Here is a 23,134-nt window from a genome sequence, read left to right as displayed (position 1 = left end):
TTCACTTGGATTAAACGGATCCGCACGGCCTAGGCCGCGCGGGGCGGATCATTCGGACGCGTCGGGCCGGCGGAAGTACTTGTGCAGGCCGTCGGTCCAGGACTGGTCGGACATCGTCGGCCAGTGAGCCTTGTCGAAGCCGGGGACATCCTTCAGCGACGCCTTGAGCGAGTCGCGCGTGAATCGCTTGGTCGTGGTGTCCAGCGTCAAGGCCATCCAGGGCTCCGCGAGGAGCTTGTCCCCGAGGCCCAGCATTCCGCCAAAGGTCAGGACCGCGCAGGCGATCCGACCGGTGGGCATGTCAATCGTGAACTCCTTGATGTCGCCGAGGTCTTCGCCCTCTTCGTTGTGGTCGTCGTTGCTGGGCAGGGTCTCGGCGCCCGTCAGGGCCGGCCCGGGGCAAGCTCCGTTGCTGGCATGCATGCCGGGGCTGTCGCGGGTGAGGTAGCTGGTGGTCATGCGTAATCCTTGATGTGTCGCTCTGCGACGCTGGAGCGGCACGAGATGATCTCGCTGCCATGCGGTGGACCTTAGGTGAAACGCCGGCGGCGGTCTGTACGCAGGGCCACGCAGCGGGCGAAGCGGCTGCCAGGATTTCGACGCGGTCGTGCAGGCATCCGGCACCACGTCGATGCAAGTCACCCGCCCGGCTGGGCAGTCGGCAAATGCGAGGGCCAGCGCGCGTCAGCTCTGCTGAGCGGGCATGCCGTCGTCGGGCGGCTGCGTGATGTCTAGCACCGCGTACAGGTCACCGGGCGGTGAACCCGGCAGGCCATGGCCTTGGAGCCGCAGCCGTCGATGGTTCGCCGAGCCGGGCGGGATGGTCAGCAGCGCCGTGCCCGTCGGCGTGGGCACCGTGATGGTCGCGCCCAGGGCAGCCTCCCGGGTTGTGACGGGCAGGTCAAGGTAGACGTCGGCGGTATCCAGCCGGAAGAGCCGGTGCGGCATGAAGATCACCTCCAGGTACAGGTCGCCGGCTGATGCGCGGCCACGACTGTTCACGCCGTGTCCTTTCAGGCGCAGATGATGGCCCTCGCGCACGCCCTTGGGGATGCGCACGTTGAGATGACGGTCGCTGAACTCGAGCACGCCCTGGCCGTCGAAAGCCGGAATCTGCAAGTGGATGCGGCGCGTGGCGCCGCCGTAGGCGTCGGCCAGCGCTATGAGGATGACGGCGTACTCATCGTCGCCATTGGCGAAGTACTGTCCGGTCGCCGTCGCGAAGCGCTCGCGGCTGGCGCATTGGATCGGGGCCCGCGTGGCGGAGGGTTCCACTTCTGAGGTCGCGCAGCGATCCCCCAAGGCAGCGGCGCATGGTGTTGGAGCGGTCATGGGACCAGGGTGCAGGGCGGGTTGAAGGGTGTCTGTGCACCGCCGCACGCCGCAGGCTGTGTTCGTCAACGCACAGACCCCTGTGGCCGCTGCGGCGAGCCTGCCCGGCTTCAAACCGATGGAACTGGTCGCCCTTCATGCACTGGCTGCCCCTCGTCCTGTCCCTGTCTGCCACCCTGGCCGCCTTGCTTGTCCTGCTGGCCGTGGGCGGCCGGCGCCGGTGGCGGGCGCGCGCGCTCTCTGGCCAGCAGCCTCGACGCCGAGCCCGGTCCGGCGCAGGTCACGCATTTCGACCCTGCCGAGCTGAAGAATCTGCGGGCACCCGTGCAGCGCTATCTGCGCATGGCGCTGACCTCGGGCCAGCCGCTGGTGAGCGGGTTGCGGCTGACGCAGAGCGGCCGCATCGGCGTGCCTGCCTGCGGCTTGCGCTGGCAGTCGTTCGCGGCGGATCAGCAGGTAGCGACCTGTAGAACGGGGCTGCCGTGGAACGCGCGCGTCTCACTGTTCGCAGGGCTGGATCTGTGGCTGCGTGACGGCTATCTGAACGGCACAGGCCTGTTGCGTGCCGCGGTGCCAGCCCTGCTCAGCATGCCGAACATGCGGGGCGCAGAGGAACTGGCGCGGAGCAGGCTGTTGCGCTTCCTGGCCGAGTCGCCCGGGTACCCGACGGCGTTGCTGCCTAGCCAGGGCGTGCGCTGGGCGGCAGTGAATGCCAGCCAGGCCGACGCGACGCTGGCCGATGGCGCTGTGTCGGTGACGCTGCGCTTCAGGTTCGGCGACGCCGGCATGGTGGACACCGTGCGCTGTGAGGCGCGCGGGCGAGGCGTGGGGAGTCGCCTGGTGATGACGCCCTGGGAGGGACGCTGGAAGGACTGGGCGAGCCGCGACGGCATGCGCGTGCCCGCTGACCGGCGAGGCGGTCTGGCTGCTGCTGGGCGGGCGCCAGATCTATTGGCGCGGCCACCTTGGCAAGCTCCGCTACCGGTTCAGCGCTTGATCGGACTGATCTTGGTGCCTTCGATGCTGACGCTCGCCATCAAGCCCTGCTGGTCGGTGATGAAGGCGTAGGCATCGTCCTTCAGCGTGCTGGTGGACAGGTTCTTCGCAACCCCTTCGTTGACGACCACGACGGTCGGCCCGACGCCGATTTCCCAGCCCCTGGACTTGGCCAGGTAGTCCACGGCCTTGTCACTCATAAGCAAGACGACATAGGCGTAGGACTCCGCGCCGGCCTGGAAGCCCCAGGACGCTGACACCGTGTTGTAGTACTCGGTCGGCCTGCCGGACTTCATCAGCACGCCCTCACCGTAGGCGCCGCCGAACACCAGACCGGCCTTGATGACCTTGGGGAAGACGAGAATGGCCTTGGCCTTCTTGGCGATGGTCTCGGCCGTGGGGTTGTGCGTGTACAGAGTCGTTAGCGCCTGCCCGGCGTCCTTGTCCAGGTCCTGGGCCGTCGCGCCCAGGGCGTGCCCCACCAGGCCGCCAAACAGGACGGCGCCCATCGCAGCCATCAACAACCAAGGCAGGTGGCGACGAGACATGGCGAGGAAGCCCTCGTCAAGCGCGGGTCGCTGGTCACGGCGGCGATGGATGGGTACTGGTGGCCCGTCGGTGCGCATGCGAACGCGGGTGGACGCACTGGGGCTGGTTTGGTTGTTCATCGCGAACCTTTCAGGCCCTTGCGGCCGGCGTGCTTGTGGCGTTCTGGCATGGGGGTTGAAGGCCTGGGCAGTTCAGGCTTGATCTCCAGAACTGGGGGGTGGCCCGCCGGCGCGGCGGGCGGGCGCTTGGTCTTCATCGATTTCTTCATGGGGTGCTCCCGGTCAAAGTCCTGGCATCGAGGAATTGCTGGCCTGGACGCGCCGACCTTAGGGCGGAGCTGCGACTCTGACTGTGCGGCCGCGCACACCCGGTGCGTTGTCATGCGTACGTTGCCGCACAGACGCAGGCGATGCCGGTGCGCAGTCTCAACGCACTTCATTCGCCGCAGAGGCCCGCCATGAACGACAACCCGCAGCGCCCTCGAGCCGTCGTGCCAGTGCTCGACGATGCGGAGCTCGCATACATGGCGCAGGTGGCATTGACGTGGAACCGGGACCTGCCGCCCGGGGCAGTCAGGGCCAGCGCCGCAGCCGGGTGGCTGACGTTGTCAGGCGAGGTGCTGTGGCATTGCCAGCGCCAGGATGCTGCCGAGTGCGTCCGCCATCTCCCGGGCGTCGCGGGCATTAGCAACGACATCTCGCTGCGCCCCAGTGGCGCCAGCGTCAGAGCCGCGCCCTGAAGTCGTGAAAGGCGTGGATAAAGGCGTCGCGCATGTGATCCATGTCGGACACCCACTGGTGCCATGACCCTTCGCTGGAAGACTGCAACTCCTCCCATTTCAGTTGCGCGGCCTGCGAATGCCCATGCAGCTTGGCCAGCTCGAGCGCATATCGCTCCCGAGCCTCCCGTCGGGTGTGCGTCACCTTGGTCTCGAAGGAGCTGAGCTGGTCGTTCAGCTCGTCGAGCTGCAGCTTGATGTTCTCGACATAAGTCTCTCGTGCAGTCATGACGATGCCTTGCCGTGGATGAGTCGCGCCTGTTGACCTACAGCCGGCCCATCAGCCAGAGCGCGACGACGATCAACAGCACCAGGCCGACGCCGCCGGACGGTGCATAGCCCCAGCCGCGGCTGTGCGGCCAGGTGGGGAAAGCGCCGACAAGCAGCAGGATCAACAGGATCAGCAGGATGGTGGCAAGACTCATGACGGGCTCCTTCAGCAGCGGTTGGCAGCGCGGTTCAGGCCGACGCGGCCGATGCCGGTGGTGTCGTGACGACGGCGGCGGCGGTCGCGCCGGACTTGCCGGTTTCCCCCGTGGCGCCGGCAGAGCCGGGAACGCCGGGCTCGCCCGCAGGGGCCAGGATGATCGTGGCCGGCGGCGGTTCAGTGCGTTGGCAGGCGCCCAGCAGCAGCGCCAGGACGGACAGGGAGAGGACCGAACGTGACGACATCGCCTTTTCCTTGGCAACGGACAGCACCAGACGGTGCGCAGAAGTCAAGGTAGCGGATCGCTGCCATGGTGTCGGTGCGCTGTCGCACCCGGGGAGCTTTCAGGCCCAATAGCCCGGGCGCTGATAGTTGGCGTGCAGCGCAATCTCGTAGTCGCGGTGGATGGAGGCGACATCCTGATAGACCGGGCTGCACTTGACCAGCTCGCGCGTCAGCTTCACGTGAATCTGCTGCCTGGCCCAGTCGATGTGATCCACCCAGGGGCGGCCGATCAGCACTTGGCGCCCATCGGGCCACCAGCTGTGGGTGTCGACGATGAGGTAGTGGATCTGCCAGTTGTCGTCATCGAAGACGAAGTCCTGCACCTGGCCGATGCCGTGACCAGTGCCTTGGACCTCATAGCCGAGCACCTGCTCGACGCTGCGAAGTTGCATGTCCTCCGGGTAGTCGCCGGCTGACCCGCGATCAACGTGCGACAGAGGCGCCACTGACGGATACGGTGTTGCGCCCAGTGCCCAGAGGCCTCCGCCGTCCCAGTAGGCCGGGTAGTGATAGTGACGCAGGAACTCCTGCTCCTGCTCGCGCGAGACCGGCCGTTCGATGTCGAGGACCGGGCTGGTGCGCACCAGCCGTCGCGTCAGTGCGACGTCGATCACCCCGTCCCGTCCCACGGGTTGCTTGATGGAGTAGGGCGAGATCAGCACATCGCGCTCTGCCAGCCAGGTGCCTGCATCCACGACCAGATAGCGTATGACCCAGTGGCGGTCGTCGAACAGCGCGTCCTCGACCGGGCCGACATCGCCGTCTACCGCATGCACATGAGCACCGGCGACATGGCTGAAGCTGTTGAACATGCCTGTCTCCATCGGGTGATGCAGGCGATGCTGACAAGTTGTCATGAGCCCGTCCGTGCGGTTGCATACCTTGCAGATGAACGGGCCAATCAGCTGAGCTCTTGCGGCATGTTGGACTCATGCATCCGCAGGTCGGCCAGCGTGGACAGCGATCAGGCCTTCTTGACGAACTCCGATTTCAGCCCCATGGCCCCGATCCCGTCGATCTTGCAGTCGATGTCGTGGTCGCCGTCGGTCAGACGGATGTTTTTGACCTTGGTGCCGACCTTGACGACCAGGGACGAGCCTTTGATCTTCAGGTCCTTGATGACGGTCACCGTGTCGCCGTCCTGCAGCACATTGCCCACTGCGTCCTTGATGACGCGCGCTTCTTCGGTGGCGGGCTCCACTCCCTGAGCCGGCCATTCATGGCCGCATTCGGGACAGACCAGTTGGACGCCGTCCTCGTAGGTGTAGGCGGAATGGCACTTCGGGCAGGCGGGCAGGGGGCTCATCGTGAGGGTGTGGACGAATGAAGAAAAGGTACGCCGGCTGGTGGTCGTGCGCGCTGCAGGGGGATTCGGGCTGACTGCAGGCCGTCGCACAGAGCACCGCCTGCACGGATCGATGAAGGGCAGAGCGGGCCAGGTTCAGCTGGCCCCGGGTGTGTTGCTGCCACCGTGACCGAGGTCGACGCCATGAGTCGCCAGGTATTCCCGGATCAGGCGCCGGACAACCTGCGAAGGCGTGACGTCCTGCGTGGCGCAGAGCATCTCGAAAGCCTTCTTCTTCTCCGGATCGATCAGGACGGTCAGGCGCGCGGTCTTTTGCTCCATCGAGTGCCTCCTATGTTAATCAAATTATAATTGCAGAATAATGTGATGCAAAGTAGATTATCCTTCTGCTGAGGTGGTTGCGGTCGGATGAATCGTCGCCAACTGGCGGGATTCATGGCTTCTTGGGCCGATGGCTCTGCTGTCTCGTGGCTATTCATCACCTGCACCGACTCGCCGGCCCGCAACGCAGCCGTTCGGTCAACCGCCAGTTGGGCGGGATCCTGGCCTTTGTCGCCGGGGCGACCAATGCTGGAGGATTTCTTGCGGTGCAGCGCTACACCTCGCACATGACCGGCATCATTTCGGCGATCGCCGACGACCTGGCCATGGGTGGATGGCGTCTTGCGCTTGCCGGCTTTGCTTCGTTGCTGGCCTTCATCACCGGTGCCGCCTGCACGGCCATCATGATCAACTGGGCCAGGCGCCGTAAATTGCACGGCACCTACGCGCTGGCTCTGATGGTTGAGGCGGTGCTGTTGCTGCTGTTCGGCATGTTGGGTGCGAACCTGGCGGCCTTTGCTCACCTGGTGGTGCCAGCCACGGTGCTGCTGCTTTGCTTCATCATGGGGCTGCAGAACGCGATCATCACGAAGATCTCGCAGGCCGAGATCCGCACGACTCACATGACCGGGGTCGTGACCGACCTGGGCATCGAGATTGGTCGGTTGCTGTACTGGAATCGGTCTCGCGACGCCAACCTCACCCATTTCGTCCGTGCCAACCGCGACAAGCTGTTCATTCACGCCACGGTCCTGAGCCTGTTCTTTCTCGGCGGACTGGTCGGCGCTGGCGGCTTCAAGCGCTTCGGGTTCGCTGCAACGATTCCCATCGCTTGCTTGCTTGTGCTGGTGGCCTCTCCAGCCCTCTTGGTCGACCTTCGACGTGGATTGCGGACGCGTCGTCGCTGATGGCCACCTCGCTGCCGCGCCGCAATCCCTTGCCGAGGACGCCGTTCTCGTGAATCACGGCGGCCGCCTGTTCAACGTCGCGGCCCCTCATCGCCAACATAGATACCCAACCTGGACCATGCCCGATACCGCCAACGCCGAAGGTCACGTCAAGCCCTTCGTCTACGAGACTCTGACGACCAAAGCGCTCCACTTCTCTATCTGCGAGATCCAGAGCCGGATGCAGTCACTCAGGCCGCTCGACCTGGACCTGGACTACACCCGCACGATGATGGGTTTCCTGCTGTTCAATGACAGGCCCGACACCATCGGCATGATCGGTCTTGGGGGTGGATCTCTGGCCAAGTTCTGTCGTGCCTACTTGCCGCAGGCCCGCATCGACGTGGTCGAGATCAATCCGCACGTGATCGCGCTCAGGGACGCGTTTCATGTGCCGCCCGACGACGACCGGTTCTCCGTGCGCAGAGGCGACGGCGCAGACTTCGTGCGCTCGCCCCCTCATCGCCTGGATGTCTTGATGGTGGACGGCTACGACGCTGATGGCATACCGCCTGCCCTGTGCTCGCAAGGCTTCTACGACGATTGCCGCGAATCGCTGCGAGCGGAGGGCCTGCTGGTCGTGAACCTGCACATGGGGCACTGCGACTATGCGCTACACGTAGAGAGGGTACGTCGCGCATTCGACGGCCAAATGCTTGTCGTTGGCGACGAGGATTGCGGCAACAGCATCGTCTTCGCCTGCAATGGGCGACGGCTGCAGCGCGGCAAAACGTTGCAGCTTCGACGACCACGGCATTTCGACATCGGCGCCTGGGAGGGACTGGCTCCCAACCTCGCCGGCGTCATGCTGGAGCTGCGAAAGACGGTGCTCGACTGACGCGCGGGCGACCCTTGCATCGGCGCCTGGGGAGTCTTCCATCGCCAGGTACTGAGGCGTAGGATCAAGTTCCAGCGACCCGCCCGCTAACCGGGTCCGGTCGGATTGTCTGAGCAGGCAGCAATTGCTTGCGCGCGCGTCTTGAGGCCCGGGTTTTGGGTGGAGGCGTGCCATGTTCAAGCACATCCTGATTCCCACGGATGGGTCGCAATTTTCAGAACGTGCCGTGTTTCGCGGCGTCGAGTTGGCGCGGCAGGTCGGTGCAAGGGTCACCGGCATCTATGCCGCCCCTGAATTCCATCTGCTCAGCTATCGCGCCGCTGCAATTTCGGAGTCGCAAGATCAGTTTGCGCTCGATGTGCAAAGCCACGCTGAGAAGTATCTGGCTTTCATACGCGACACCGCGAGCGAGGCGAAGGTGCCCTGCGAGACGATGGTCGAGCGAAACGATCACCCTCATGACGCCATCTGCCGCGCGGCAAAGCAGCAGCAATGCGACTTGATTGTGATGGCCTCGCACGGTCGGCGCGGCCTGACGGGCCTCATCTTGGGCAGCGAGACACAGCGTGTCCTGGCCCATTCCGATGTGCCGGTGCTCGTATGGCGCGCCTTGTCCGACTGATGTCCCGGCGCGTGGTGTAAGCCCACGATATTGCCTTCGGCGTAGAAGGTGAGCGAGGCCTTTGACTGGCAGGTGCGCTGGTTCCAAGAACATTGCGCTGCCGGCGTCCAGTGCCCGATGGCGATCGGGCCGGCGCCGGTTCAAAGGTCGATCGCCTCTCCAAGACGACGCGGGTGTCCAGGGTGTCGCAAGAGGCCGGGCAATGACGTCTTCTCTAGACAGCCAGCAATTTGCCTGACCGCTCACCCGTCCCGCTCACCGCGCCAGCCCCAGCTCAGGATCCCCCATGAAGCCATACCTTGCCGCGCCGCTTGCCACGGCGGCCCTTGGCCTGCTCACGGTGTTGGCGCCCAGGCCGGCGCGGGCCGTTGAAATGATTCTGCTGACCAAGGTCAACGGGGTGGCGTGCACCCAGCTCAGCCAGGTGGCGTGCTGGTCAGCCCCCGTCACGGGCGCGCCGACGGGGCGGCTACCCGGTCAGGATGACTGGGCCACGCTGGGCGGCGACAACGCCAGCCAGGCTGCTGGCCAGTCACATCAGTTCTTGCTGACGAGGGTGGTATGGCTGCCCAGCTTCATCGGCTCGGCGGCCTTCCCGAGCCACTTCACGCAGTACGGCACGATGCGTAGCAGCATCCTGTCGGTCGAAGACGGCAGCTACACCGTGGGGGCCGGTCAAGGCTCCTTCGGCCTGATCAATGTCGGGGCTGATTCGCTCCAGGGCGCGAGGCCCGACCGTTCGCTGCGCAATCCGGTGTTCGAGATGCAGGGCGGCATCGTCCGCGCCGGTGCGGTCAAGGTGGGCCAGGATGCCTTTGGGCAAGACTCCCGGTCCAGCGGCGAGGTCCGGTTGACGGGCGGCACGCTGCAAGTCAGTGGCGACCTGTCGGGAGCGGGCTTGCACCCGACTTTCGTCAGCTCGAAGCTGTTCATCGACGGCGGACAACTGGAAGCGCCGCGCATCACCAATTTCGGCGAGCTGCTGGTCGGCAGCACCGCGGGCCGCATCGGCTCGCTGCGGCGCAACGCGGGCGAGACGGCAACGACGGCCCGGCTGGCCCTGGGGGTGGACGGTGGCAGCGGGGAGATGCAGCTCTCCGGCGCAGGGGCCACGCTCACCGCCGCCCAGGCCATGATCGGCAGCGGGTCGCTCGGCCAGGGCCGGTTGATCCTGGCCGCAGGCGGCCGATTCGAGGCCGGGTCGCTCACCGTGGCGCAAGGCGCAGGTTCGTCCGGCTTGCTGAGCCTCGATGCACCCGGAACCTCGGTGGCCGTGACCGGCGATATGGACGTGGCCGCCGGCGGCCAGGGCCGGATCGTCGCAACCGGCGGGGCGCGCATCGCCAGCGGCGATGTCCGCATGGGCGATGTGGCCGCCGGCAGCGGCTTCATCGACCTCGCTCAACCGGATACGCACTGGGAAGCGCGGGACTTCTCGATGGGGGCGCAAACGATTGTGACGTTGCGGGTGACGGACGGCGCCTCACTGACCGCCCGCAATCTGGTGCTGGGGCCACACGCCACGATGATGCTGCGCGACGGCGGCGTGCAGGCCGACACCCTGAGCGTGGCGCCGCGCGCCACGCTCGACTTCGAGCTGACCGGTGCCGCCCCCCTCTTCGAGACCGGCTTCCTGATGGTCCACGGGGCCCTGCACTTCGAGGGGCACCTGAACCTGAGCTTCGCGGGCGGCTATGCGCCTGAAGCGGGCCAGCGGCTGCAATTGCTCAGCTTCGACGGCTTCAGCGGCCTGCTGGGCGCCGATCAAGTGACAGTGACCGGCTTCGACGCCAGCCGCCTCGACTTCAGCCAGATCAGCGTGGACGGCAGTGTGAGCGTGACCGCCTCAGTGCCCGAGCCGGCATCGGGGCTGATGTTGGGGGCAGGCTTGGTGCTGCTGGGCTGGGCTCGTCGGCCATCAAGGCTGGCGTCGTAGCGTCTCGGCGCATGCACGGGATGTGGCATTGAACCGCCCCGCCGAGCTTGAGGGTAGAAAGGCAGCTTTCGGGCATCGAATTCGGAGAGTCATGAGACCGTAATCGCTACCAAGCTGCCGCACAGCTGACTGAAGACGCACTCATTCGAGAAGCGGGTGCTCGACGATGACGGGAGGAGCGCTGCCATGGCCCAGCCAAGGCACGCTGACTGGATTGCCGACTTCTCGCAGATGGGGCCACCACTCGAGTGGAAGCAACGGGACAACCGCTGCTCAAGCCCAACGCAGCTTCTTGTGTCCTTATACGTACTGACAATGGCTACACCTTGTTAGGTCGTCAATCAACGGAGGCACATCTCATGAGCAAGGAAGCCGTCTTCACCATGAAGCTGGAGCCTGAGCTTCGGGCCGAGTTCATGGCCGAGGCCGAGGCCAGCCATCGGCCCGCCTCCCAGATCCTGCGTGAACTGATGCGGGACTTCGTCAAGCGCCAGCGGCAGGAGCGCGAGTACGGCGAATTCCTTCAGAGCAAGGTCTCTGAAGCGCGGGAGCAAGTTCGTGGCGGCGAGTACGCCAGCGCAGAAGAGGTTGAAGCCCGATTCGCCGCTCGGCGCGCGCAACTGCTGGCCAAGGCCGGCGGCACCGAGGCGTGAGGGTCTATCGGGTTTCGGCCGCCGAGCAGGACCGCGCCGACATCCTTGACCATATCGGGCAGGACAACCCGTTGGCCGCCATCAGGATGGACGACCTCTTTGCCGACGCTGCTGCTCGCTTGGCTGATCACCCCCACCTCGGCAGGTCAGGCCAGATTCCGGGCACGCGTGAGTTGATCCCGCTTGAAAGCTACCGGCTGGTGTACGAGGTGCAGAGCGATGCCTTGTGGATATTGGCCGTGGTGCACACGGCGCAGATGTGGCCACCCAGGCACGGGTGAAGCCCTCCCACATGCAGTCTTCAGTCACGGCAACCAACTGACCTCGCGCTCGGCCACAAAGAAAAGCCCCACACGCTTACGCATGTGAGGCTTTGATTTGGCTCCCCGACCTGGGCTCGAACCAGGGACCTACGGATTAACAGGTCTATGGTCGAGCGGGAAGTCCGCGTGTTGCTGCAGTCTCGGGTGCGGCCCGCTGGATCACGGCATGCACCTCTTCGATGGCCGGAAGGAAGGATGCGGGCAGTCGTGACCACAGGTGGGCTTCGACCAGCATCGGCAAGGGGCTGTCTTGAAGTGCTGTTTGCAGGTCATCCCAGCCGTCGACATCGCGTGTGAGATCGAGGGGATCGCGCAGAACAAGATCCAGATCGCTGCCCTCGTGGCTGCCGCCGCTGACCCGGCTGCCATAGGCCCAAACCTCGGCCTTGGGCACATGCTGCTTCAGCAGGCCTTGCAGGATCTGCAGATGGCGCGGTTCCAACTGAAGCAGGCTCGCTTCAACCGGCTGAGGCATCAAAGACCTCCTGGAGCTTCACGGCTAGGCTGCGCACGTCCTGCAGATACAGCGGCAGCAGCTTGAGCGTGTCGTTGGCGAAGCCCTCGCCATAGTCGTGCGCCGTATTGTTGCGATTGGCGCGATAGGCCAGCCAGCGCTCCACACCAACTGCATCGAGCAGGCCATGCTTGCCGGCATGGCGCAACACGTCGTTGAATACCAACGCATCAACCGTGCGGGGATTGCCGGCATAGCCCTTCAGCGCCTTGCGAAGCAGTTTGCCGGCCGTTTCGAGCGAGAGTTCGAAACTCTTGATCGCCGCGTTGCGAAACAGGTCGAACATCACGTCGTTGCCGTCGCGATGAGCCTGCAAAGCCAGCAGGGCCTGCTCAAGCGTCGCGGCAGTTCGCAGCAGGTGCTCTACGTTCAGGGCCATCCGGTGCTCCAGCAGACAAGGCCTGGACAGGCCTCGCACTGATGATAAGAAAAAACCTCCAGCATCTCGCGATGCTGGAGGTTCCATTTGGCTCCTCGACCTGGGCTCGAACCAGGGACCTACGGATTAACAGTCCGGCGCTCTACCGACTGAGCTATCGAGGAAAAGTTCTTTGATGTCAGCGTGGCAAGCGGTTGCACCACGCGTCTTGAGGTTCTGTTGGCTCCCCGACCTGGGCTCGAACCAGGGACCTACGGATTAACAGTCCGGCGCTCTACCGACTGAGCTATCGAGGAACAGAGCCCGCCACTATAGCAGTTTTTTCCGCGGCTTCAGAGTCGGACCTCGAGACTCGCGCGGAAAGTTCTCGGTGCGAGGGGGTAGAGATAGCTGTGCTCGTACTGCCAGGGCGACTCGCGCCAGGCGCGCTTGTTGGTCAGGTTGTCGACCGCGGCCCGCCAGATCCAGGTCTGGTTGCCCGTGCCCTGCGTGTAGCGCAGGCCGGCGTCGGCCACGGTCCAGGCGGGCACGGCGATGCTGTTGTCGGGCGTCGCGAAGCGGCTGCCTTCGTGCAGCAGGCCCAGCTGGGCCTGCAGGCCGGGCAGCAGTTCCTGGCGGAACTGGGCCTTCAGCGTGGTCTGCGGCACGTTGGGCGGTACCAGGCCGTTGAGGCCGGCCTCGGCGCTGCCTTCGCGGCGGGCGTGCAGGCGCATGGCGCTGGCGAACAGGCCTCCGCCGCTCCACTTCAGGTCGGCACTCGCCTCGATGCCGCGGTGACGGGCATCGCCGTCGGCACGGCGTTCGCAGCTCAGGGCGGCGTCGCAACTGCCGATGTCGCGCCAAAGCGGGCGGCGGATGTCGAAGGCGGTCAGCGAGCCCTCGACGCGCTGGTTGCCGGTCTTCAGGCCGACCTCCGTCTGGCGGCTCTTGAGCACGGGCAGGGCCTGACCGGCGTTGACGTAGCGCGAGCGGTTGGGCGCCACCTCGCTCTCCACACCCTGGCCCCAGCTGGCGTAGACCAGCCAGTCAGCGGCGATGGCGTGGCTGAGGGCGACCCAGGGCGTGGTGACGCCTTGCGAGTAGTCCGTCGCGCGTGAGCCGTCCGTGCGCACGCTCTCGCGGTGCAGGCGGGTGTGGCGCAGGCCCAGCCACGCACTCGTGCTGGCCGTCAGCGCCACGCGATCACGCAGATAGAGCTCGTTGCTGCGCTCGTCCCGGTTGGTGTTCTCGTCGGTCAGATCGGGCTGGGCCGCGGTGACGGCGCTGCCGTCGATGTTGCCGGTGCCGGCCCAGTTGTAGGCCTGGCGCTGGAAGCGGCTCTTGAACTGGCTGGTGAGGGCGCCGGCGGTGACGTCGTGCCGCATGCCGGCGAGTTGCACGGGGCCGCTGGCTGAGGCGTCCAGACTCGTCGTGTCGCGGTGCTCGTTCTCGCTGCGGAAGTCGTACAGGTCGTAAGTGCCGTCGGGGCAGAAGCGGTCGGCGTAGTAGCTGCCGTCGGCCGCGCTGCAGCCGTAGGCATAGGCCAGGCGGTCGTCGGTGCGCAGGCGCTGGATGCCGAGCTGGGCCTGGGCGCGCCATTCGCCCCCGAGCTTTTGCTGCACGCGCAGCGACGCGTGCGTGTTGTCGAAGACGACGGGCTGGCTCCAGGGCTGGTTGTTGAGGTTGAGATTCGGGTCGATGCGCTTGGGGTCGGGCAGGTTGTTGCCGAGCAGGCTGAAGCCTTGCTGGCTGGGCTGGCTCTGACGGTTGAACTCGACCTCGGCCTCGACGAGGGTGTCGGGGCTGGCGCGCCAGTCGGCAGCTAGGGCAGCGGTGCGTGAACTGCCCTGGCTGCTGCGCAGCGTGGGGTCGAGGTGTGCGGCGGCGAGGTTCACGCGCAGGCCGAACTCGCGGCTGGCGCCGAAGCGCTGGGAGTGGTCGATGCTGGCCTGCACCGAGCCGCCCTGGACGGCCTCCAGCATCAGGGCCGTGGTGTCGTCGGCCAGCGGGCGCTTGACGACAAAGTTGACCATGCCGGCCGGCGAGCTCGTGCCTGCCTGCATGCCCGAGCTGCCCTTGAGCACCTCGATGCCAGACTTGTTGACGAGCGACAGGGCTGTCTCGCCGCTGACGGGCAGGCCGTCGCGGCGCAGGTTGAAGCGGTTGTCGAGGTCGAAGCCGCGGATCTTGAGCTGCGACCAGTAGCCGACGGCGTTGTAGGCGTCGGAGATGGAGGCGTCGAGCTTGGTGATGCCCGAGAGCTGGCCGATGCCCAGGTCGTCCAGCCTTTCGGCGGACAGGCTCAGCGCCTGCATCGGCAGCCTGGCCGGCGGGTCGCTGAAGCCGGCGAGGCCGGGGGCGGTCTCGGTGGCCTTGCCGGTCACGCTGACCTGGGGCAGGGACTGGGCAGACGCGATGCCGGTGACCAGCAGGGTCGCGGCAGCGGAGATGAGGTGAAAAGTAGGTCTTGCCATCGGAGTGCAAAGCGATGGCAGGTCGGCAAACACTGAAGACGTCAGGCCCCGGAGACGAGAAGGAATGGGGGCCGCGGTTCCGGCTGCTTCCCTGCGCGAGGATTACCTCAATCAGGTTCAAAGGGACTGTCTCAGTCGATGGCGCCAGGCCATCAACACCCCTAGCGAAGACGCGCCACAGAGGTGGTGCGCGGGTGGGATTCTACGAGTTGGCTGCGATTGCGGCCCGGCCGCTCAATCGAAGACCGGCGACTCGACCCCGAGCACCTTGTGCAGCTTCGGGCTGGTCGTCGTGTACTGCAGGTGCACGCGTTTGTCCGGGAAGACGTAGGGCGCCGCGCCGAAGGCCGCCAGCGCGCATTCGTGGAAGCCACTCAGGATGAGCTTCTTCTTGCCCGGGTAGGTGTTCACGTCCCCCACGGCGAAGATGCCGGGCACGCTGGTCTCGAACTTCTCGGTGTCGACGACGATCTGCTTGCGCTCCAGCGCCAGACCCCATTCGGCGATGGGACCGAGCTTGGGACTGAGGCCGAAGAAGGCCAGCACCTGGTCGCAGGGCACGACGCGCGTGATGCCGTCGTTACCGGTGATCTTGACGCCGGTGAGCTGGCCGTCCGCTTCGTCGATGCCCGTGGCCTGGCCGACGATGAACTGCATCTCCATCGCGTCGCAGAGTTCGCGCATCTTGGCCACGCTCGCAGGCGCCGCCCTGAACCCGTCCCTGCGGTGCACGACGATGACGCTTTCGGCCTTGTGCGGGTTGCCATCGGCATTGCCGGCGCAGAAATTCAGCGCCCAGTCGAGAGCCGAGTCGCCGCCGCCCATGATGAGCAGGTTCTTGCCGGCGAACTGCGCGGGGCCCTTGACGCGGTAGTGGACCTGCGTCCCCTCGTACTTCTCGACGCCCTCGACCTTCAGCGTGCGGGGCTGGAAAGAGCCCACGCCGCCCGCGATGAAGACTGTCTTGGCCAGGAACTGCGTGCCCTTGCTGGTCTCGACGAAGAAGCGGCCGCCATGCTCGTCCCCCAGCTTCTGCACCGCCGTCACTTCCTGGCCCAGGTGGAAGGTCGCGCCGAAGGGCTCGATCTGCTTGAGCAGGTTGTCAGTCAGCTCCTTGCCGGTGCACATGGGCACGGCCGGGATGTCGTAGATGGGCTTGTCCGGGTAGAGCTCGATGCACTGGCCACCGGGGTAGGCCAGGCTGTCGATGATGTGGGCCTTGATTTCGAGCAGGCCCAGCTCGAAGACCTGGAAGAGTCCGACCGGCCCGGCGCCGACGATGACGGCATCGGTCTCGATGGCTTCGGGGCGCAGGGAGGCTTGTTCTTGCATGCGAGACGGCGCTGGCGCGCCGGGGTTCAGCGGATCAGTTCGTCCAGCTTGCCCGTCTTGTCCTTCCACTCGTCGGCGTCGGGCAGCGCGGGCTTGCGCTTGGTGATGCTGGGCCACTTCTTGGCCAGGTCCGCGTTCAGCTTGATCATGTGGACCTGATCGCCGGGCACGTCTTCTTCCGGCAGGATGGCGTTGACCGGGCACTCCGGGATGCAGACGGCGCAGTCGATGCACTCGTCCGGGTCGATCGTCAGGAAGTTCGGGCCTTCGCGGAAGCAGTCGACCGGACAGACGTCGACGCAGTCGGTGTACTTGCAGCGGATGCAGGATTCGGTGACGACGTGGGTCATGTTCAGCTCTTGGCAGTGAGGGGCGCCGTCATCGGTGGGATTTCGGGCGAAACAGCGATTTTATTGGACACCGGCCGAGGCAGATCCTGATCCACCACAAGGCTTGCGCCTGTCCCGACAGTGACGACGGTGGGCCGGCCGCGGTGCAGCAGCGCGGCCTGGGCGAGGTTGGCCAGGGCGTGTTCGCTGGTGAGGGCATCGGCGCAGCCAGCGCGGCTGACGGCGAGGGTGGGGGTGTCGGGCGCCCAGCCGGCCGCGAGCAGCTGGCGACCCAGCGCGGCCAACTGGCGGCCGGCCATGTAGAAGACTTCGGTGTCGGCCGAGTGGGCGGCGCGCAGTTCGCCGGCCTCGGTCATGGCGGTCGTCAGGCTGACGCTGCGGCCGCGGCCACGACGGGTCAGCGGGCGCTGGGCCTGGGCCGCGGCGGCCAGGGCCGCAGTGACGCCGGGGACGACCTCGCTGGCGATGCCGGCCTGGGCCAGCGCGATCAGCTCTTCCTCCAGGCGGCCGAAGACGCTGGCGTCGCCGCCCTTGAGGCGCACGACCAGGGCGTTTTCAAGTGCCGCCTTGACGAGCAGCGCATTGATCTCGGTCTGCTTGGCCGAATGCTCGAAGCCGCGCTTGCCGACGGAGATCCAGCGGGCATGGGGCGCCAGCTCGCGCAGGGCCGGGTCGGCCAGCGCGTCGGCGAGCACGACGTCGGCCTGCGACAGCGCACGGGCGCCGCGCAGCGTGATCAGGTCGGCTGCGCCGGGGCCGGCGCTGACGAAGATCACCTTGCCCATGATCACCAGGCCTCGTCCGCCGGAGCGGTCTGAACATCCACCAGCAGTGCGCCGCTGGTGCGGTGGCTGGCCGGGTCGACGACGATCAGCGCGCCGCCGACGCGGTTGTCCTTGAAAGGCTCGACCGGCAGCTCGTGCTGCACTTCCATCTGCACGCGGCCGATGGTGTTGACGGGCAGCTCGTGCGCGTCCTGGGGTTGCAGGGTGTTGATGTCCAGCACCGAGTCGATGGCCGAGATGCGGGCCTGCACCCAGCGATTGCCGTGGCGCACCCAGTACTTGCGGCCGGGCTTGGCGGCTTCGGTATCCAGCCACGCCAGCGTGGCGGGGAAGTGCTTGGTGGACGTGGCCGAGTCTGGCGTGACGATCCAGTCGCCGCGGCTGACGTCGAGCTGGCGGTCCAGCACCAGGCCGGCCGAGTCGCCGGCTTCGGCGCTGGCGACGGTCTCACCGGCCAGTCGCACTTCCGCGACCACCGCCGTCTGCCTGGACGGCAGCACTTCGATGGTGTCGCCGGCCTTGACGGCGCCGTGGGCGATGCGGCCCCACAGCACGCGCGGCTGCACGCCGGTGCCCTGGGATTGGTAGGCGTCCTTCTGTACGTATTGCACGGGCAGCGACAGCGGCGCGTCGGTGCGCTCGCTCAGCGTGGGCAGGCGCTCCAGCACCTGCAGCAGGCTCTCGCCGCTCCACCAGGGCGCGTCCAGCGGCTGGGTGACGTTGTCGCCACGCAGGGCGCTGACGGGCACCGTGGCGGCCACGTTCAGGCCGGCAGCGGCAGCGAACTTGTCGAGAGCCGCCTTCACCTTGGCGAAGCCGGCACCGGCGTCGTCCAGCGCGTCGATCTTGTTGATGGCGAAGACGATGCTGGGCACGCGCAGCAGCTGCGCCAGCAGCGAATGGCGGCGCGTCTGCGGCAGCAGCACCACTTCGTCCTGTGTCAGGTCGAGCTTGGTGATGTCCACCAGCACCACGGCGGCGTCGCTGCCCGCGGCGGCCGTGACCATGTTTCGGGTGTACTGCTCATGGCCGGGGGCGTCGGCAATGATGAACTTGCGCGTCTTGGTGGCGAAGTAGCGGTAGGCCACGTCGATGGTGATGCCCTGCTCGCGCTCGGCTTCGAGGCCGTCGGTCAGCAGGCTCAGGTCGATGGGCCGGCCGGCGGCGCGGCGCTCCAGCGTGTCGAGCTGGTCGGCCAGGATGGCCTGGCCGTCGAACAGCAGGCGGCCGATCAGCGTGCTCTTGCCGTCGTCAACGGAGCCCGCCGTTAGGAATCGCAGCGCCTTCATCAGAAATACCCTTCCTTCTTGCGCTTCTCCATGGAAGCTTCACTGGTGCGGTCGTCCATGCGCGTGGCACCGCGCTCGCTGACGGTGACGGTCAGCGTCTCGGCCACGACCTCGCTCGCGTTGGCGGCGGGGCTCTCGACCGGGCAGGTGCAGGTCATGTCGCCCACGGTGCGGAAGCGCACGGTGGCGGTCTCGACGGTCTCGCCGGCCTCGGGCGGCGTCACCTCGGTCAGCGGCACCAAGAGGCCCTTGCGGCGGATGACCTGGCGCTCGTGGGCGTAGTACATCTGCGGCAGCGGGATGTTCTCGCGGGCGATGTAGAGCCACACGTCCAGCTCGGTCCAGTTGCTGATGGGGAAGCAGCGGAAGTGCTCGCCCGGGCGGATGCGCGTGTTGAACAGCGTCCACAGCTCGGGGCGTTGCTCTTTGGGCTGCCATTGGCCGAAGCTGTCGCGGTGGCTGAAGATGCGCTCCTTGGCGCGCGCCTTTTCCTCGTCGCGGCGGGCGCCGCCGATCAGGGCGTCGAACTTGTGTTCCTCGATGGTCTCCAGCAGGGTCACGGTCTGGTGGCCGTTGCGGCTTTCCAGCGGATGGCTGAGGCGGATAGTGCCCTTGGCCATCGAGTCTTCGAGGTGGCCCACGACCAGGCGCTCGCCCATGTCGGCCACGCGCTGGTCACGGAAGGTGATGACCTCGGGGAAGTTGTGGCCCGTGTCGATGTGAACCAGCGGGAAGGGCAGGTGGCCCGAGTAGCCGCTGGGGTGGGCCGCGTTCTTCATCTTGAAGGCCTTCTCGGCCAGGCGCAGCACGACGCACGAGTCCTTGCCGCCGGAGAAGAGCAGGGCGGGGCGCTCGAAGCTCGCGGCCACCTCGCGCAGGATGAAGATGGCTTCCTCTTCCAGCGCATCCAGGTGGGCGTGGTCGACGTCGGCGATGAGTTGTTCGGGTTTCACAGCAGCATTCATGATTTGGCGTGCAGGCCGCATTCCTTGGTGGAGTCTTCCCACCACCAGCGGCCGGCCCTGAAGTCTTCACCGACCGCGATGGCGCGCGTGCAAGGCGCGCAGCCGATCGAGGGCATGAACTGGTCATGCAGCGGGTTGTAAGGAACCTCGTATTTTTGAACATAGGCCCAGACCTCGGCCCAGGTCCAGTCCGCGATGGGGCTGATCTTGCGCCGGCCATTGCCGTCATCCTCGTCAAAGGCCACGTCGGCGCGCGCGCCTGACTGCTCACGGCGCAGCCCGGTGATCCAGGCCGAGCGGCCCGTCATCATGCGGCCCAGAGGCTCCATCTTGCGCAGGCCGCAGCAGGCCTTGCGCAGCTCGATGCTCTTGTACATCGCGTCCTCGCCCTCCTTGCGGACGAACTGGATGACGGCATCCGCGACGGGCTTGAAAACTTCGACCTCGCGGCCGTAGCGCTCGGCGATGCGTGGCAGCAGTGCCAGCGTCTCGGCATGCAGCCTGCCCGTGTCCAGCGTGGCAATGGCGATGGGCAGCCGTGTGCGGGCGATCAGGTCGGTGATGACCATGTCTTCCACGCCCAGGCTGCTGCTCTGCACCAAGCCGTCGCCATGCTCGATGCTGGCATCGCGCAGACGCTGAAGGGCAGCCTCGATCTTGGCGTCCAGAGCAGGCGTCCACCTGGCGTACAGGCCGATGGCATTGCCCGTCGCAGGCGCGGCCGCCCAGGGCAGGCTGCTCACTTCGCTCATGCTGCGCTCCGCTGGAACCAGGGGCGGGTCTCGCTGACGTCGCCCTGGTAGAAGCCCACCGGCGCGAACAGGTCCAGGGCCTTCTGTGCCGCGGCCTTGGACTGGTCGCCGCGCAGCACGACTTCATCGAAGCCGGTGCGGGCCAGCAGCTGCATCATGTCCACCAGCACCTCACCGCGGGCGCGGATGGCGCCCTTGAACTTGTGGCGGATGCGCAGCAGGTGAGCCTGGCTGTAGGCGCGGCCGTCGGTCCACTTGGGGAAGTCGAGCACGATCAGCGCGATGCGGGGCAGGTCGGGCGCGAGCTGGTGGATGTCGGCGTCGTTGGGGAACTCGATGGCGACCGGCACGTCGGCCGGCCAGTGGCCCTTGACCGCGTGCCATTGCTCCAGGCTCAGCAGCCGGTTCGGCGCCGGATCAGGGTCGGGCTTGGGGCCGTCTTCGCCGACGGCGTGCTGCCAGGGGCAGATGGTGGCGTTGATGAACTTCATTTCGGGTCAGGCCTTCGCGGTGGAGGTGCGAACGGCATTCGCTGCGGTCTTGAACGGATCGAGGCCCAGGCGGCGCACGGCGTCGACGAAGTGCTCGCCTGCCTGTCGCTCGCGCTTGAAGGTTTCGATGACGGCGTCGATGGCGTCGGCGATCTCGTCGGCGGCAAAGCTCGGGCCGATGACTTTGCCGGCCACCGTCGTGCCCGACAGCGTCGAGCCATCGCTGCCACCCAGCGTCAGCTGGTACCACTCGGCGCCGTCCTTGTCGACGCCGAGGATGCCGATGTGGCCGCTGTGGTGGTGGCCGCAGGAGTTGATGCATCCGCTGATGTGCAGGTCGATCTCGCCGAGCTCTTCGAGTTCGTCCTGGTCCTGGTAGCGCTCGGCGATCTCGGCCGCCAGCGGCAGCGAGCGGGCGTTGGCCAGCGCGCAGAAATCGCCACCGGGGCAGGCGATCTGGTCGGTCAGCAGCCCGCCGTTGGGCGTCGCGAAGCCGGCGGCGCGCGCAGCCTGGAAGAGCTCGGCCAGGTCGGCCTCGCGCACCCAGGGCAGCACCAGGTTCTGGCGGTGGGTCACGCGCAGCTCGCCGTGGCTGAACCTGTCTGCCAGTGCGGCGGCGGTGTCCATCACGTCGGCCGAGGCATCGCCGGGGGCGATCCCCACACGCTTGAGGCTCAGCGTGACGGCGCGGTAGCCGCCCAGGCGGTGGCCGTGCACGTTGCGCGACAGCCAGCGGGAGAAAGCCGGATCGCTGGTGTCGAGCTGCGCAGCGGCCTCAGCCTTCACGCCATCGGGGTCCACAAAGCTGGCCTTCACGCGGTCCAGCTCGGCCTGCGGGATGATCTGCTCGTGGCCCGCCGGGTCGTCGGCCAGGATGCGCGCGAACTCCTCGTTGACGGCGTCAAAGAACTTCTGGCCCTCGGCCTTGACGAGGATCTTGATGCGGGCCTTGTAGAGGTTGTCGCGCCGGCCGGCGAGGTTGTAGCAGCGCACGATGGCCTCGATGTAGACCAGGATCTGCTGCCAGGGCACGAAGGCGTTGATCTCCACGCCGGGGATGGGGGTGCGGCCCATGCCGCCGCCGACGAAGACCTGGAAGCCGACCTCGCCGGCCGCGTTCTTCCTCAGCTGCAGGCCGATGTCATGCCAGCCGATGGCCGCGCGGTCCTCGGAGGCGCCGCTGACGGCGATCTTGAACTTGCGCGGCAGGTGGGCGAACTCGGGGTGCAGCGTGCTCCACTGGCGCAGGATCTCGCAGTAGGGGCGCGGGTCAACGAGCTCATCGGGCGCGATGCCGGCGAAGGCGTCGCTGGTGATGTTGCGGATGCAGTTGCCGCTGGTCTGGATGCCGTGCATGTCCACCTCGGCCAGCAGGTCCATGACGGTGGCGCTGTCCTTCAGCGGGATCCAGTTGTACTGAAGGTTCTGGCGCGTCGTGAAGTGGCCGTAGCCGCCCTGGCCGGCAAACGGGCCGTCGGGCTGCCGGTCGTAGTCGCGGGCGATGCGTGCGAGCTGGCGCAGCTGGCGCGATGACAGCTCGCCATAGGGCACGGCCACGCGCAGCATGGGTGCATGGCGCTGGATGTACCAGCCGTTCTGCAGGCGCAGCGCGCGGAAGTCGTCGGTGCTGAGCGTGCCGGCGAGGTGGCGTTCGAGCTGGTCGCGGTATTGCGCGGCGCGGGCAAGGACGAAGCGGCGATCGAAGTCGGTGTAGCGGTACATGATTAGTGGATGACCTTCCAGCCGGCCATCAGAAGAGAGACGCAGAGCAGGCTGCGCACGACGCCGTCGGGCAGGCGGCGGGTCAGTTGGGCGCCCAGCCAGATGCCGGGCAAGGAGCCGATGAGCAGGGACGCGAGCAGCTCCCAGTTCACATTGCCGAGGCTGGCGTGGCCGATGCCGGCCACCAGCGTCAGCGGGACGGCATGCGCGATGTCGGTGCCGACGATGTCGCGTGCCTTCATGCGCGGGTAGATCAGCAGGATCAGCGTTGCGCCGATGGCGCCGGCGCCGATGGAGGACAGCGACACCAGCACGCCCAGGATGAGGCCGCTGAGGATGGTCAGCGCGGGCTTGCGGCTGTCGGGAATCCAGCGTTCCAGCTTCAGGCCCAGGGCCTGCCAGCTCTGCTTGAAGGCGACGACCACGGCCGTCAGCAGCAGCGCGATGCCCAGCGACAGCGTCAGCGCGGAGGCCCAGCCCTTGGTGATGCCGGTCAGGTGCATCAGCGCGACCGTGGCAATCGAGGCTGGCACCGAGCCGGTCAGCAGGCGGCGCACGATGGCCCAGTCCACGTGGCCGTGGCGGGCATGGGCGACGGAGCCGCTCATCTTGGTCAGGGCCGCAAACCACAGGTCGGTGCCGATGGCCACCGCCGGGTTCAGCTTGAAGACGGACAGCAGCAGCGGCGTCATCAACGAGCCGCCGCCCACGCCGGTGATGCCGACGATGAGGCCGACACCCAATCCGCTCGCAATCGCAATTCCGTCCAGCACTCGAACTCCAGGCCTC

Annotated in this window: 30 protein-coding genes, 2 tRNA genes and 1 riboswitch; of the genes, 8 read left to right on the top strand and 24 right to left on the bottom strand. The window is 66.6% G+C overall.

Annotation, left to right across the window (positions count from 1 at the left end; all coding sequences use genetic code 11):
* Positions 1 to 48: 48 nt before the first annotated feature.
* Both AC07VX_RS18840 and AC07VX_RS18835 read right to left on the bottom strand, forming a co-directional pair.
* Positions 49 to 459 (bottom strand): PRC-barrel domain-containing protein, encoded by a 411-nt coding sequence (locus AC07VX_RS18840; RefSeq protein WP_493165979.1) that lies wholly within the window; start codon positions 457 to 459, stop codon positions 49 to 51.
* Between the two features lie 225 nt (positions 460 to 684).
* Positions 685 to 1,332, bottom strand: coding sequence for a J domain-containing protein (locus AC07VX_RS18835; protein ID WP_493165980.1), 648 nt, complete (start codon positions 1,330 to 1,332; stop codon positions 685 to 687).
* Between the two features lie 189 nt (positions 1,333 to 1,521).
* Here AC07VX_RS18835 and AC07VX_RS18830 point away from each other — a divergent pair, with 189 nt between their 5' ends.
* A complete protein-coding gene (locus AC07VX_RS18830) occupies positions 1,522 to 2,400 on the top strand; it encodes a DUF6920 family protein (protein ID WP_493165981.1) in 879 nt (292 codons plus the stop codon).
* On the opposite strand, the gene AC07VX_RS18825 is transcribed toward AC07VX_RS18830, so the two are convergent.
* Both AC07VX_RS18825 and AC07VX_RS18820 read right to left on the bottom strand, forming a co-directional pair.
* Entirely contained in the window at positions 2,319 to 2,996 is a 678-nt protein-coding gene (locus AC07VX_RS18825; RefSeq protein ID WP_493165982.1) for a lipid-binding SYLF domain-containing protein, read from the bottom strand. The genes AC07VX_RS18830 and AC07VX_RS18825 overlap by 82 nt on opposite strands.
* Positions 2,993 to 3,133, bottom strand: coding sequence for a hypothetical protein (locus AC07VX_RS18820; RefSeq protein ID WP_493165983.1), 141 nt, complete (start codon positions 3,131 to 3,133; stop codon positions 2,993 to 2,995). Before AC07VX_RS18820 ends, AC07VX_RS18825 begins: the two co-directional genes overlap by 4 nt.
* 201 nt (positions 3,134 to 3,334) lie before the next feature.
* Between AC07VX_RS18820 and AC07VX_RS18815 the strand changes: the two genes are divergently transcribed.
* Positions 3,335 to 3,616: a BON domain-containing protein gene (locus tag AC07VX_RS18815; RefSeq protein WP_493165984.1), complete on the top strand. Its 282-nt coding sequence runs from the start codon at positions 3,335 to 3,337 to the stop codon at positions 3,614 to 3,616.
* Here the strand turns inward: AC07VX_RS18815 and AC07VX_RS18810 are convergent.
* The 6 genes from AC07VX_RS18810 to AC07VX_RS18785 all read right to left on the bottom strand — a co-directional run bounded on the left by AC07VX_RS18810 (position 3,600) and on the right by AC07VX_RS18785 (position 5,994).
* The gene (locus tag AC07VX_RS18810) at positions 3,600 to 3,884 is read right to left on the bottom strand and encodes a sll1863 family stress response protein (RefSeq protein WP_493165985.1); all 285 of its coding nucleotides are present in this window, start codon (positions 3,882 to 3,884) and stop codon (positions 3,600 to 3,602) included. The genes AC07VX_RS18815 and AC07VX_RS18810 overlap by 17 nt on opposite strands.
* A 37-nt stretch (positions 3,885 to 3,921) precedes the next feature.
* Positions 3,922 to 4,080 carry a DUF3309 domain-containing protein gene (locus tag AC07VX_RS18805; RefSeq protein WP_493165986.1) on the bottom strand — a complete coding sequence of 53 codons (159 nt, stop codon included), beginning with the start codon at positions 4,078 to 4,080 and terminating at the stop codon, positions 3,922 to 3,924.
* Positions 4,081 to 4,114: 34 nt separating this feature from the next.
* The gene (locus tag AC07VX_RS18800; protein ID WP_493165987.1) at positions 4,115 to 4,354 is read right to left on the bottom strand and encodes a hypothetical protein; all 240 of its coding nucleotides are present in this window, start codon (positions 4,352 to 4,354) and stop codon (positions 4,115 to 4,117) included.
* Between the two features lie 72 nt (positions 4,355 to 4,426).
* A complete protein-coding gene (locus AC07VX_RS18795; protein WP_493165988.1) occupies positions 4,427 to 5,179 on the bottom strand; it encodes a PRC-barrel domain-containing protein in 753 nt (250 codons plus the stop codon).
* Between the two features lie 152 nt (positions 5,180 to 5,331).
* Complete coding sequence (locus tag AC07VX_RS18790; RefSeq protein ID WP_493165989.1) at positions 5,332 to 5,673, bottom strand: zinc ribbon domain-containing protein YjdM; 342 nt, start codon at positions 5,671 to 5,673, stop codon at positions 5,332 to 5,334.
* A gap of 135 nt (positions 5,674 to 5,808) precedes the next feature.
* Positions 5,809 to 5,994 (bottom strand): CopG family transcriptional regulator, encoded by a 186-nt coding sequence (locus AC07VX_RS18785; protein WP_493165990.1) that lies wholly within the window; start codon positions 5,992 to 5,994, stop codon positions 5,809 to 5,811.
* 146 nt (positions 5,995 to 6,140) lie between these two features.
* Here AC07VX_RS18785 and AC07VX_RS18780 point away from each other — a divergent pair, with 146 nt between their 5' ends.
* From AC07VX_RS18780 to AC07VX_RS18755, 6 genes are all read left to right on the top strand, one after another.
* Positions 6,141 to 6,902: a YoaK family protein gene (locus AC07VX_RS18780; RefSeq protein WP_493165991.1), complete on the top strand. Its 762-nt coding sequence runs from the start codon at positions 6,141 to 6,143 to the stop codon at positions 6,900 to 6,902.
* Entirely contained in the window at positions 6,877 to 7,779 is a 903-nt protein-coding gene (locus tag AC07VX_RS18775; RefSeq protein ID WP_493183936.1) for a spermine/spermidine synthase domain-containing protein, read from the top strand. The genes AC07VX_RS18780 and AC07VX_RS18775 overlap by 26 nt, the downstream gene beginning before the upstream one ends.
* Positions 7,780 to 7,951: 172 nt before the next feature.
* Positions 7,952 to 8,401 (top strand): universal stress protein, encoded by a 450-nt coding sequence (locus AC07VX_RS18770; RefSeq protein ID WP_493165993.1) that lies wholly within the window; start codon positions 7,952 to 7,954, stop codon positions 8,399 to 8,401.
* A 286-nt stretch (positions 8,402 to 8,687) separates the two neighbouring features.
* A complete protein-coding gene (locus AC07VX_RS18765; RefSeq protein WP_493165994.1) occupies positions 8,688 to 10,337 on the top strand; it encodes a PEP-CTERM sorting domain-containing protein in 1,650 nt (549 codons plus the stop codon).
* Between the two features lie 359 nt (positions 10,338 to 10,696).
* Positions 10,697 to 10,990: an antitoxin of toxin-antitoxin stability system gene (locus AC07VX_RS18760; protein ID WP_493165995.1), complete on the top strand. Its 294-nt coding sequence runs from the start codon at positions 10,697 to 10,699 to the stop codon at positions 10,988 to 10,990.
* Complete coding sequence (locus tag AC07VX_RS18755) at positions 10,987 to 11,271, top strand: type II toxin-antitoxin system RelE/ParE family toxin (RefSeq protein WP_493165996.1); 285 nt, start codon at positions 10,987 to 10,989, stop codon at positions 11,269 to 11,271. Before AC07VX_RS18760 ends, AC07VX_RS18755 begins: the two co-directional genes overlap by 4 nt.
* 145 nt (positions 11,272 to 11,416) lie before the next feature.
* On the opposite strand, the gene AC07VX_RS18750 is transcribed toward AC07VX_RS18755, so the two are convergent.
* From AC07VX_RS18750 to AC07VX_RS18685, 14 genes are all read right to left on the bottom strand, one after another.
* Positions 11,417 to 11,788 (bottom strand): nucleotidyltransferase domain-containing protein, encoded by a 372-nt coding sequence (locus AC07VX_RS18750; RefSeq protein ID WP_493165997.1) that lies wholly within the window; start codon positions 11,786 to 11,788, stop codon positions 11,417 to 11,419.
* On the bottom strand, positions 11,772 to 12,206 hold the full coding sequence (locus AC07VX_RS18745; RefSeq protein ID WP_493165998.1) for a nucleotidyltransferase substrate binding protein: 435 nt from the start codon (positions 12,204 to 12,206) through the stop codon (positions 11,772 to 11,774). Before AC07VX_RS18745 ends, AC07VX_RS18750 begins: the two co-directional genes overlap by 17 nt.
* 88 nt (positions 12,207 to 12,294) lie before the next feature.
* Positions 12,295 to 12,370 (bottom strand) — tRNA-Asn (locus tag AC07VX_RS18740).
* Between the two features lie 56 nt (positions 12,371 to 12,426).
* Positions 12,427 to 12,502 (bottom strand) — tRNA-Asn (locus tag AC07VX_RS18735).
* 36 nt (positions 12,503 to 12,538) lie between these two features.
* The gene (locus tag AC07VX_RS18730; protein WP_493165999.1) at positions 12,539 to 14,659 is read right to left on the bottom strand and encodes a TonB-dependent siderophore receptor; all 2,121 of its coding nucleotides are present in this window, start codon (positions 14,657 to 14,659) and stop codon (positions 12,539 to 12,541) included.
* Between the two features lie 71 nt (positions 14,660 to 14,730).
* A riboswitch (TPP riboswitch) is annotated at positions 14,731 to 14,832 on the bottom strand.
* Between the two features lie 61 nt (positions 14,833 to 14,893).
* Positions 14,894 to 15,991 (bottom strand): NAD(P)/FAD-dependent oxidoreductase, encoded by a 1,098-nt coding sequence (locus tag AC07VX_RS18725; protein ID WP_493166000.1) that lies wholly within the window; start codon positions 15,989 to 15,991, stop codon positions 14,894 to 14,896.
* Between the two features lie 26 nt (positions 15,992 to 16,017).
* Entirely contained in the window at positions 16,018 to 16,341 is a 324-nt protein-coding gene (gene fdxA, locus AC07VX_RS18720) for a ferredoxin FdxA (RefSeq protein ID WP_493166001.1), read from the bottom strand.
* A gap of 2 nt (positions 16,342 to 16,343) precedes the next feature.
* The gene (cobA, locus tag AC07VX_RS18715) at positions 16,344 to 17,126 is read right to left on the bottom strand and encodes a uroporphyrinogen-III C-methyltransferase (protein WP_493166002.1); all 783 of its coding nucleotides are present in this window, start codon (positions 17,124 to 17,126) and stop codon (positions 16,344 to 16,346) included.
* Positions 17,127 to 17,128: 2 nt separating this feature from the next.
* The gene (locus tag AC07VX_RS18710) at positions 17,129 to 18,415 is read right to left on the bottom strand and encodes a sulfate adenylyltransferase subunit 1 (RefSeq protein WP_493166003.1); all 1,287 of its coding nucleotides are present in this window, start codon (positions 18,413 to 18,415) and stop codon (positions 17,129 to 17,131) included.
* Positions 18,415 to 19,380: a sulfate adenylyltransferase subunit CysD gene (cysD, locus tag AC07VX_RS18705; RefSeq protein ID WP_493166004.1), complete on the bottom strand. Its 966-nt coding sequence runs from the start codon at positions 19,378 to 19,380 to the stop codon at positions 18,415 to 18,417. Before cysD ends, AC07VX_RS18710 begins: the two co-directional genes overlap by 1 nt.
* Entirely contained in the window at positions 19,377 to 20,132 is a 756-nt protein-coding gene (locus tag AC07VX_RS18700; protein ID WP_493166005.1) for a phosphoadenylyl-sulfate reductase, read from the bottom strand. The genes cysD and AC07VX_RS18700 overlap by 4 nt, the downstream gene beginning before the upstream one ends.
* Positions 20,129 to 20,623 carry a DUF934 domain-containing protein gene (locus AC07VX_RS18695; RefSeq protein ID WP_493166006.1) on the bottom strand — a complete coding sequence of 165 codons (495 nt, stop codon included), beginning with the start codon at positions 20,621 to 20,623 and terminating at the stop codon, positions 20,129 to 20,131. Before AC07VX_RS18695 ends, AC07VX_RS18700 begins: the two co-directional genes overlap by 4 nt.
* Before the next feature lie 6 nt (positions 20,624 to 20,629).
* A complete protein-coding gene (locus AC07VX_RS18690) occupies positions 20,630 to 22,345 on the bottom strand; it encodes a nitrite/sulfite reductase (RefSeq protein WP_493166007.1) in 1,716 nt (571 codons plus the stop codon).
* Between the two features lie 2 nt (positions 22,346 to 22,347).
* Entirely contained in the window at positions 22,348 to 23,115 is a 768-nt protein-coding gene (locus AC07VX_RS18685; protein WP_493166090.1) for a sulfite exporter TauE/SafE family protein, read from the bottom strand.
* Positions 23,116 to 23,134 lie beyond the last annotated feature (19 nt).

Source organism: Roseateles sp. GW821-FHT03B02 (assembly GCF_059421025.1).
The sequence above is the reverse complement of the archived record's forward strand: the minus strand, read 5'-3'. Positions and strand labels throughout refer to the sequence as shown.

What these genes read in the sequence shown, in the direction of transcription:
- AC07VX_RS18795 (WP_493165988.1), bottom strand. Translation starts at nt 5,179, where the DNA reads ATGTTCAACAGCTTCAGCCATGTCGCCGGTGCTCATGTGCATGCGGTA.
- AC07VX_RS18770 (WP_493165993.1), top strand. Translation starts at nt 7,952, where the DNA reads ATGTTCAAGCACATCCTGATTCCCACGGATGGGTCGCAATTTTCAGAA.
- AC07VX_RS18840 (WP_493165979.1), bottom strand. Translation starts at nt 459, where the DNA reads ATGACCACCAGCTACCTCACCCGCGACAGCCCCGGCATGCATGCCAGC.
- AC07VX_RS18760 (WP_493165995.1), top strand. Translation starts at nt 10,697, where the DNA reads ATGAGCAAGGAAGCCGTCTTCACCATGAAGCTGGAGCCTGAGCTTCGG.
- AC07VX_RS18690 (WP_493166007.1), bottom strand. Translation starts at nt 22,345, where the DNA reads ATGTACCGCTACACCGACTTCGATCGCCGCTTCGTCCTTGCCCGCGCC.
- fdxA (WP_493166001.1), bottom strand. Translation starts at nt 16,341, where the DNA reads ATGACCCACGTCGTCACCGAATCCTGCATCCGCTGCAAGTACACCGAC.
- AC07VX_RS18745 (WP_493165998.1), bottom strand. Translation starts at nt 12,206, where the DNA reads ATGGCCCTGAACGTAGAGCACCTGCTGCGAACTGCCGCGACGCTTGAG.
- AC07VX_RS18700 (WP_493166005.1), bottom strand. Translation starts at nt 20,132, where the DNA reads ATGAGCGAAGTGAGCAGCCTGCCCTGGGCGGCCGCGCCTGCGACGGGC.
- AC07VX_RS18825 (WP_493165982.1), bottom strand. Translation starts at nt 2,996, where the DNA reads ATGAACAACCAAACCAGCCCCAGTGCGTCCACCCGCGTTCGCATGCGC.
- AC07VX_RS18710 (WP_493166003.1), bottom strand. Translation starts at nt 18,415, where the DNA reads ATGAAGGCGCTGCGATTCCTAACGGCGGGCTCCGTTGACGACGGCAAG.
- AC07VX_RS18815 (WP_493165984.1), top strand. Translation starts at nt 3,335, where the DNA reads ATGAACGACAACCCGCAGCGCCCTCGAGCCGTCGTGCCAGTGCTCGAC.
- AC07VX_RS18810 (WP_493165985.1), bottom strand. Translation starts at nt 3,884, where the DNA reads ATGACTGCACGAGAGACTTATGTCGAGAACATCAAGCTGCAGCTCGAC.
- AC07VX_RS18790 (WP_493165989.1), bottom strand. Translation starts at nt 5,673, where the DNA reads ATGAGCCCCCTGCCCGCCTGCCCGAAGTGCCATTCCGCCTACACCTAC.
- AC07VX_RS18785 (WP_493165990.1), bottom strand. Translation starts at nt 5,994, where the DNA reads ATGGAGCAAAAGACCGCGCGCCTGACCGTCCTGATCGATCCGGAGAAG.
- AC07VX_RS18835 (WP_493165980.1), bottom strand. Translation starts at nt 1,332, where the DNA reads ATGACCGCTCCAACACCATGCGCCGCTGCCTTGGGGGATCGCTGCGCG.
- AC07VX_RS18765 (WP_493165994.1), top strand. Translation starts at nt 8,688, where the DNA reads ATGAAGCCATACCTTGCCGCGCCGCTTGCCACGGCGGCCCTTGGCCTG.
- AC07VX_RS18820 (WP_493165983.1), bottom strand. Translation starts at nt 3,133, where the DNA reads ATGAAGACCAAGCGCCCGCCCGCCGCGCCGGCGGGCCACCCCCCAGTT.
- AC07VX_RS18730 (WP_493165999.1), bottom strand. Translation starts at nt 14,659, where the DNA reads ATGGCAAGACCTACTTTTCACCTCATCTCCGCTGCCGCGACCCTGCTG.
- AC07VX_RS18750 (WP_493165997.1), bottom strand. Translation starts at nt 11,788, where the DNA reads ATGCCTCAGCCGGTTGAAGCGAGCCTGCTTCAGTTGGAACCGCGCCAT.
- cobA (WP_493166002.1), bottom strand. Translation starts at nt 17,126, where the DNA reads ATGGGCAAGGTGATCTTCGTCAGCGCCGGCCCCGGCGCAGCCGACCTG.
- AC07VX_RS18805 (WP_493165986.1), bottom strand. Translation starts at nt 4,080, where the DNA reads ATGAGTCTTGCCACCATCCTGCTGATCCTGTTGATCCTGCTGCTTGTC.
- AC07VX_RS18695 (WP_493166006.1), bottom strand. Translation starts at nt 20,623, where the DNA reads ATGAAGTTCATCAACGCCACCATCTGCCCCTGGCAGCACGCCGTCGGC.
- AC07VX_RS18725 (WP_493166000.1), bottom strand. Translation starts at nt 15,991, where the DNA reads ATGCAAGAACAAGCCTCCCTGCGCCCCGAAGCCATCGAGACCGATGCC.
- cysD (WP_493166004.1), bottom strand. Translation starts at nt 19,380, where the DNA reads ATGAATGCTGCTGTGAAACCCGAACAACTCATCGCCGACGTCGACCAC.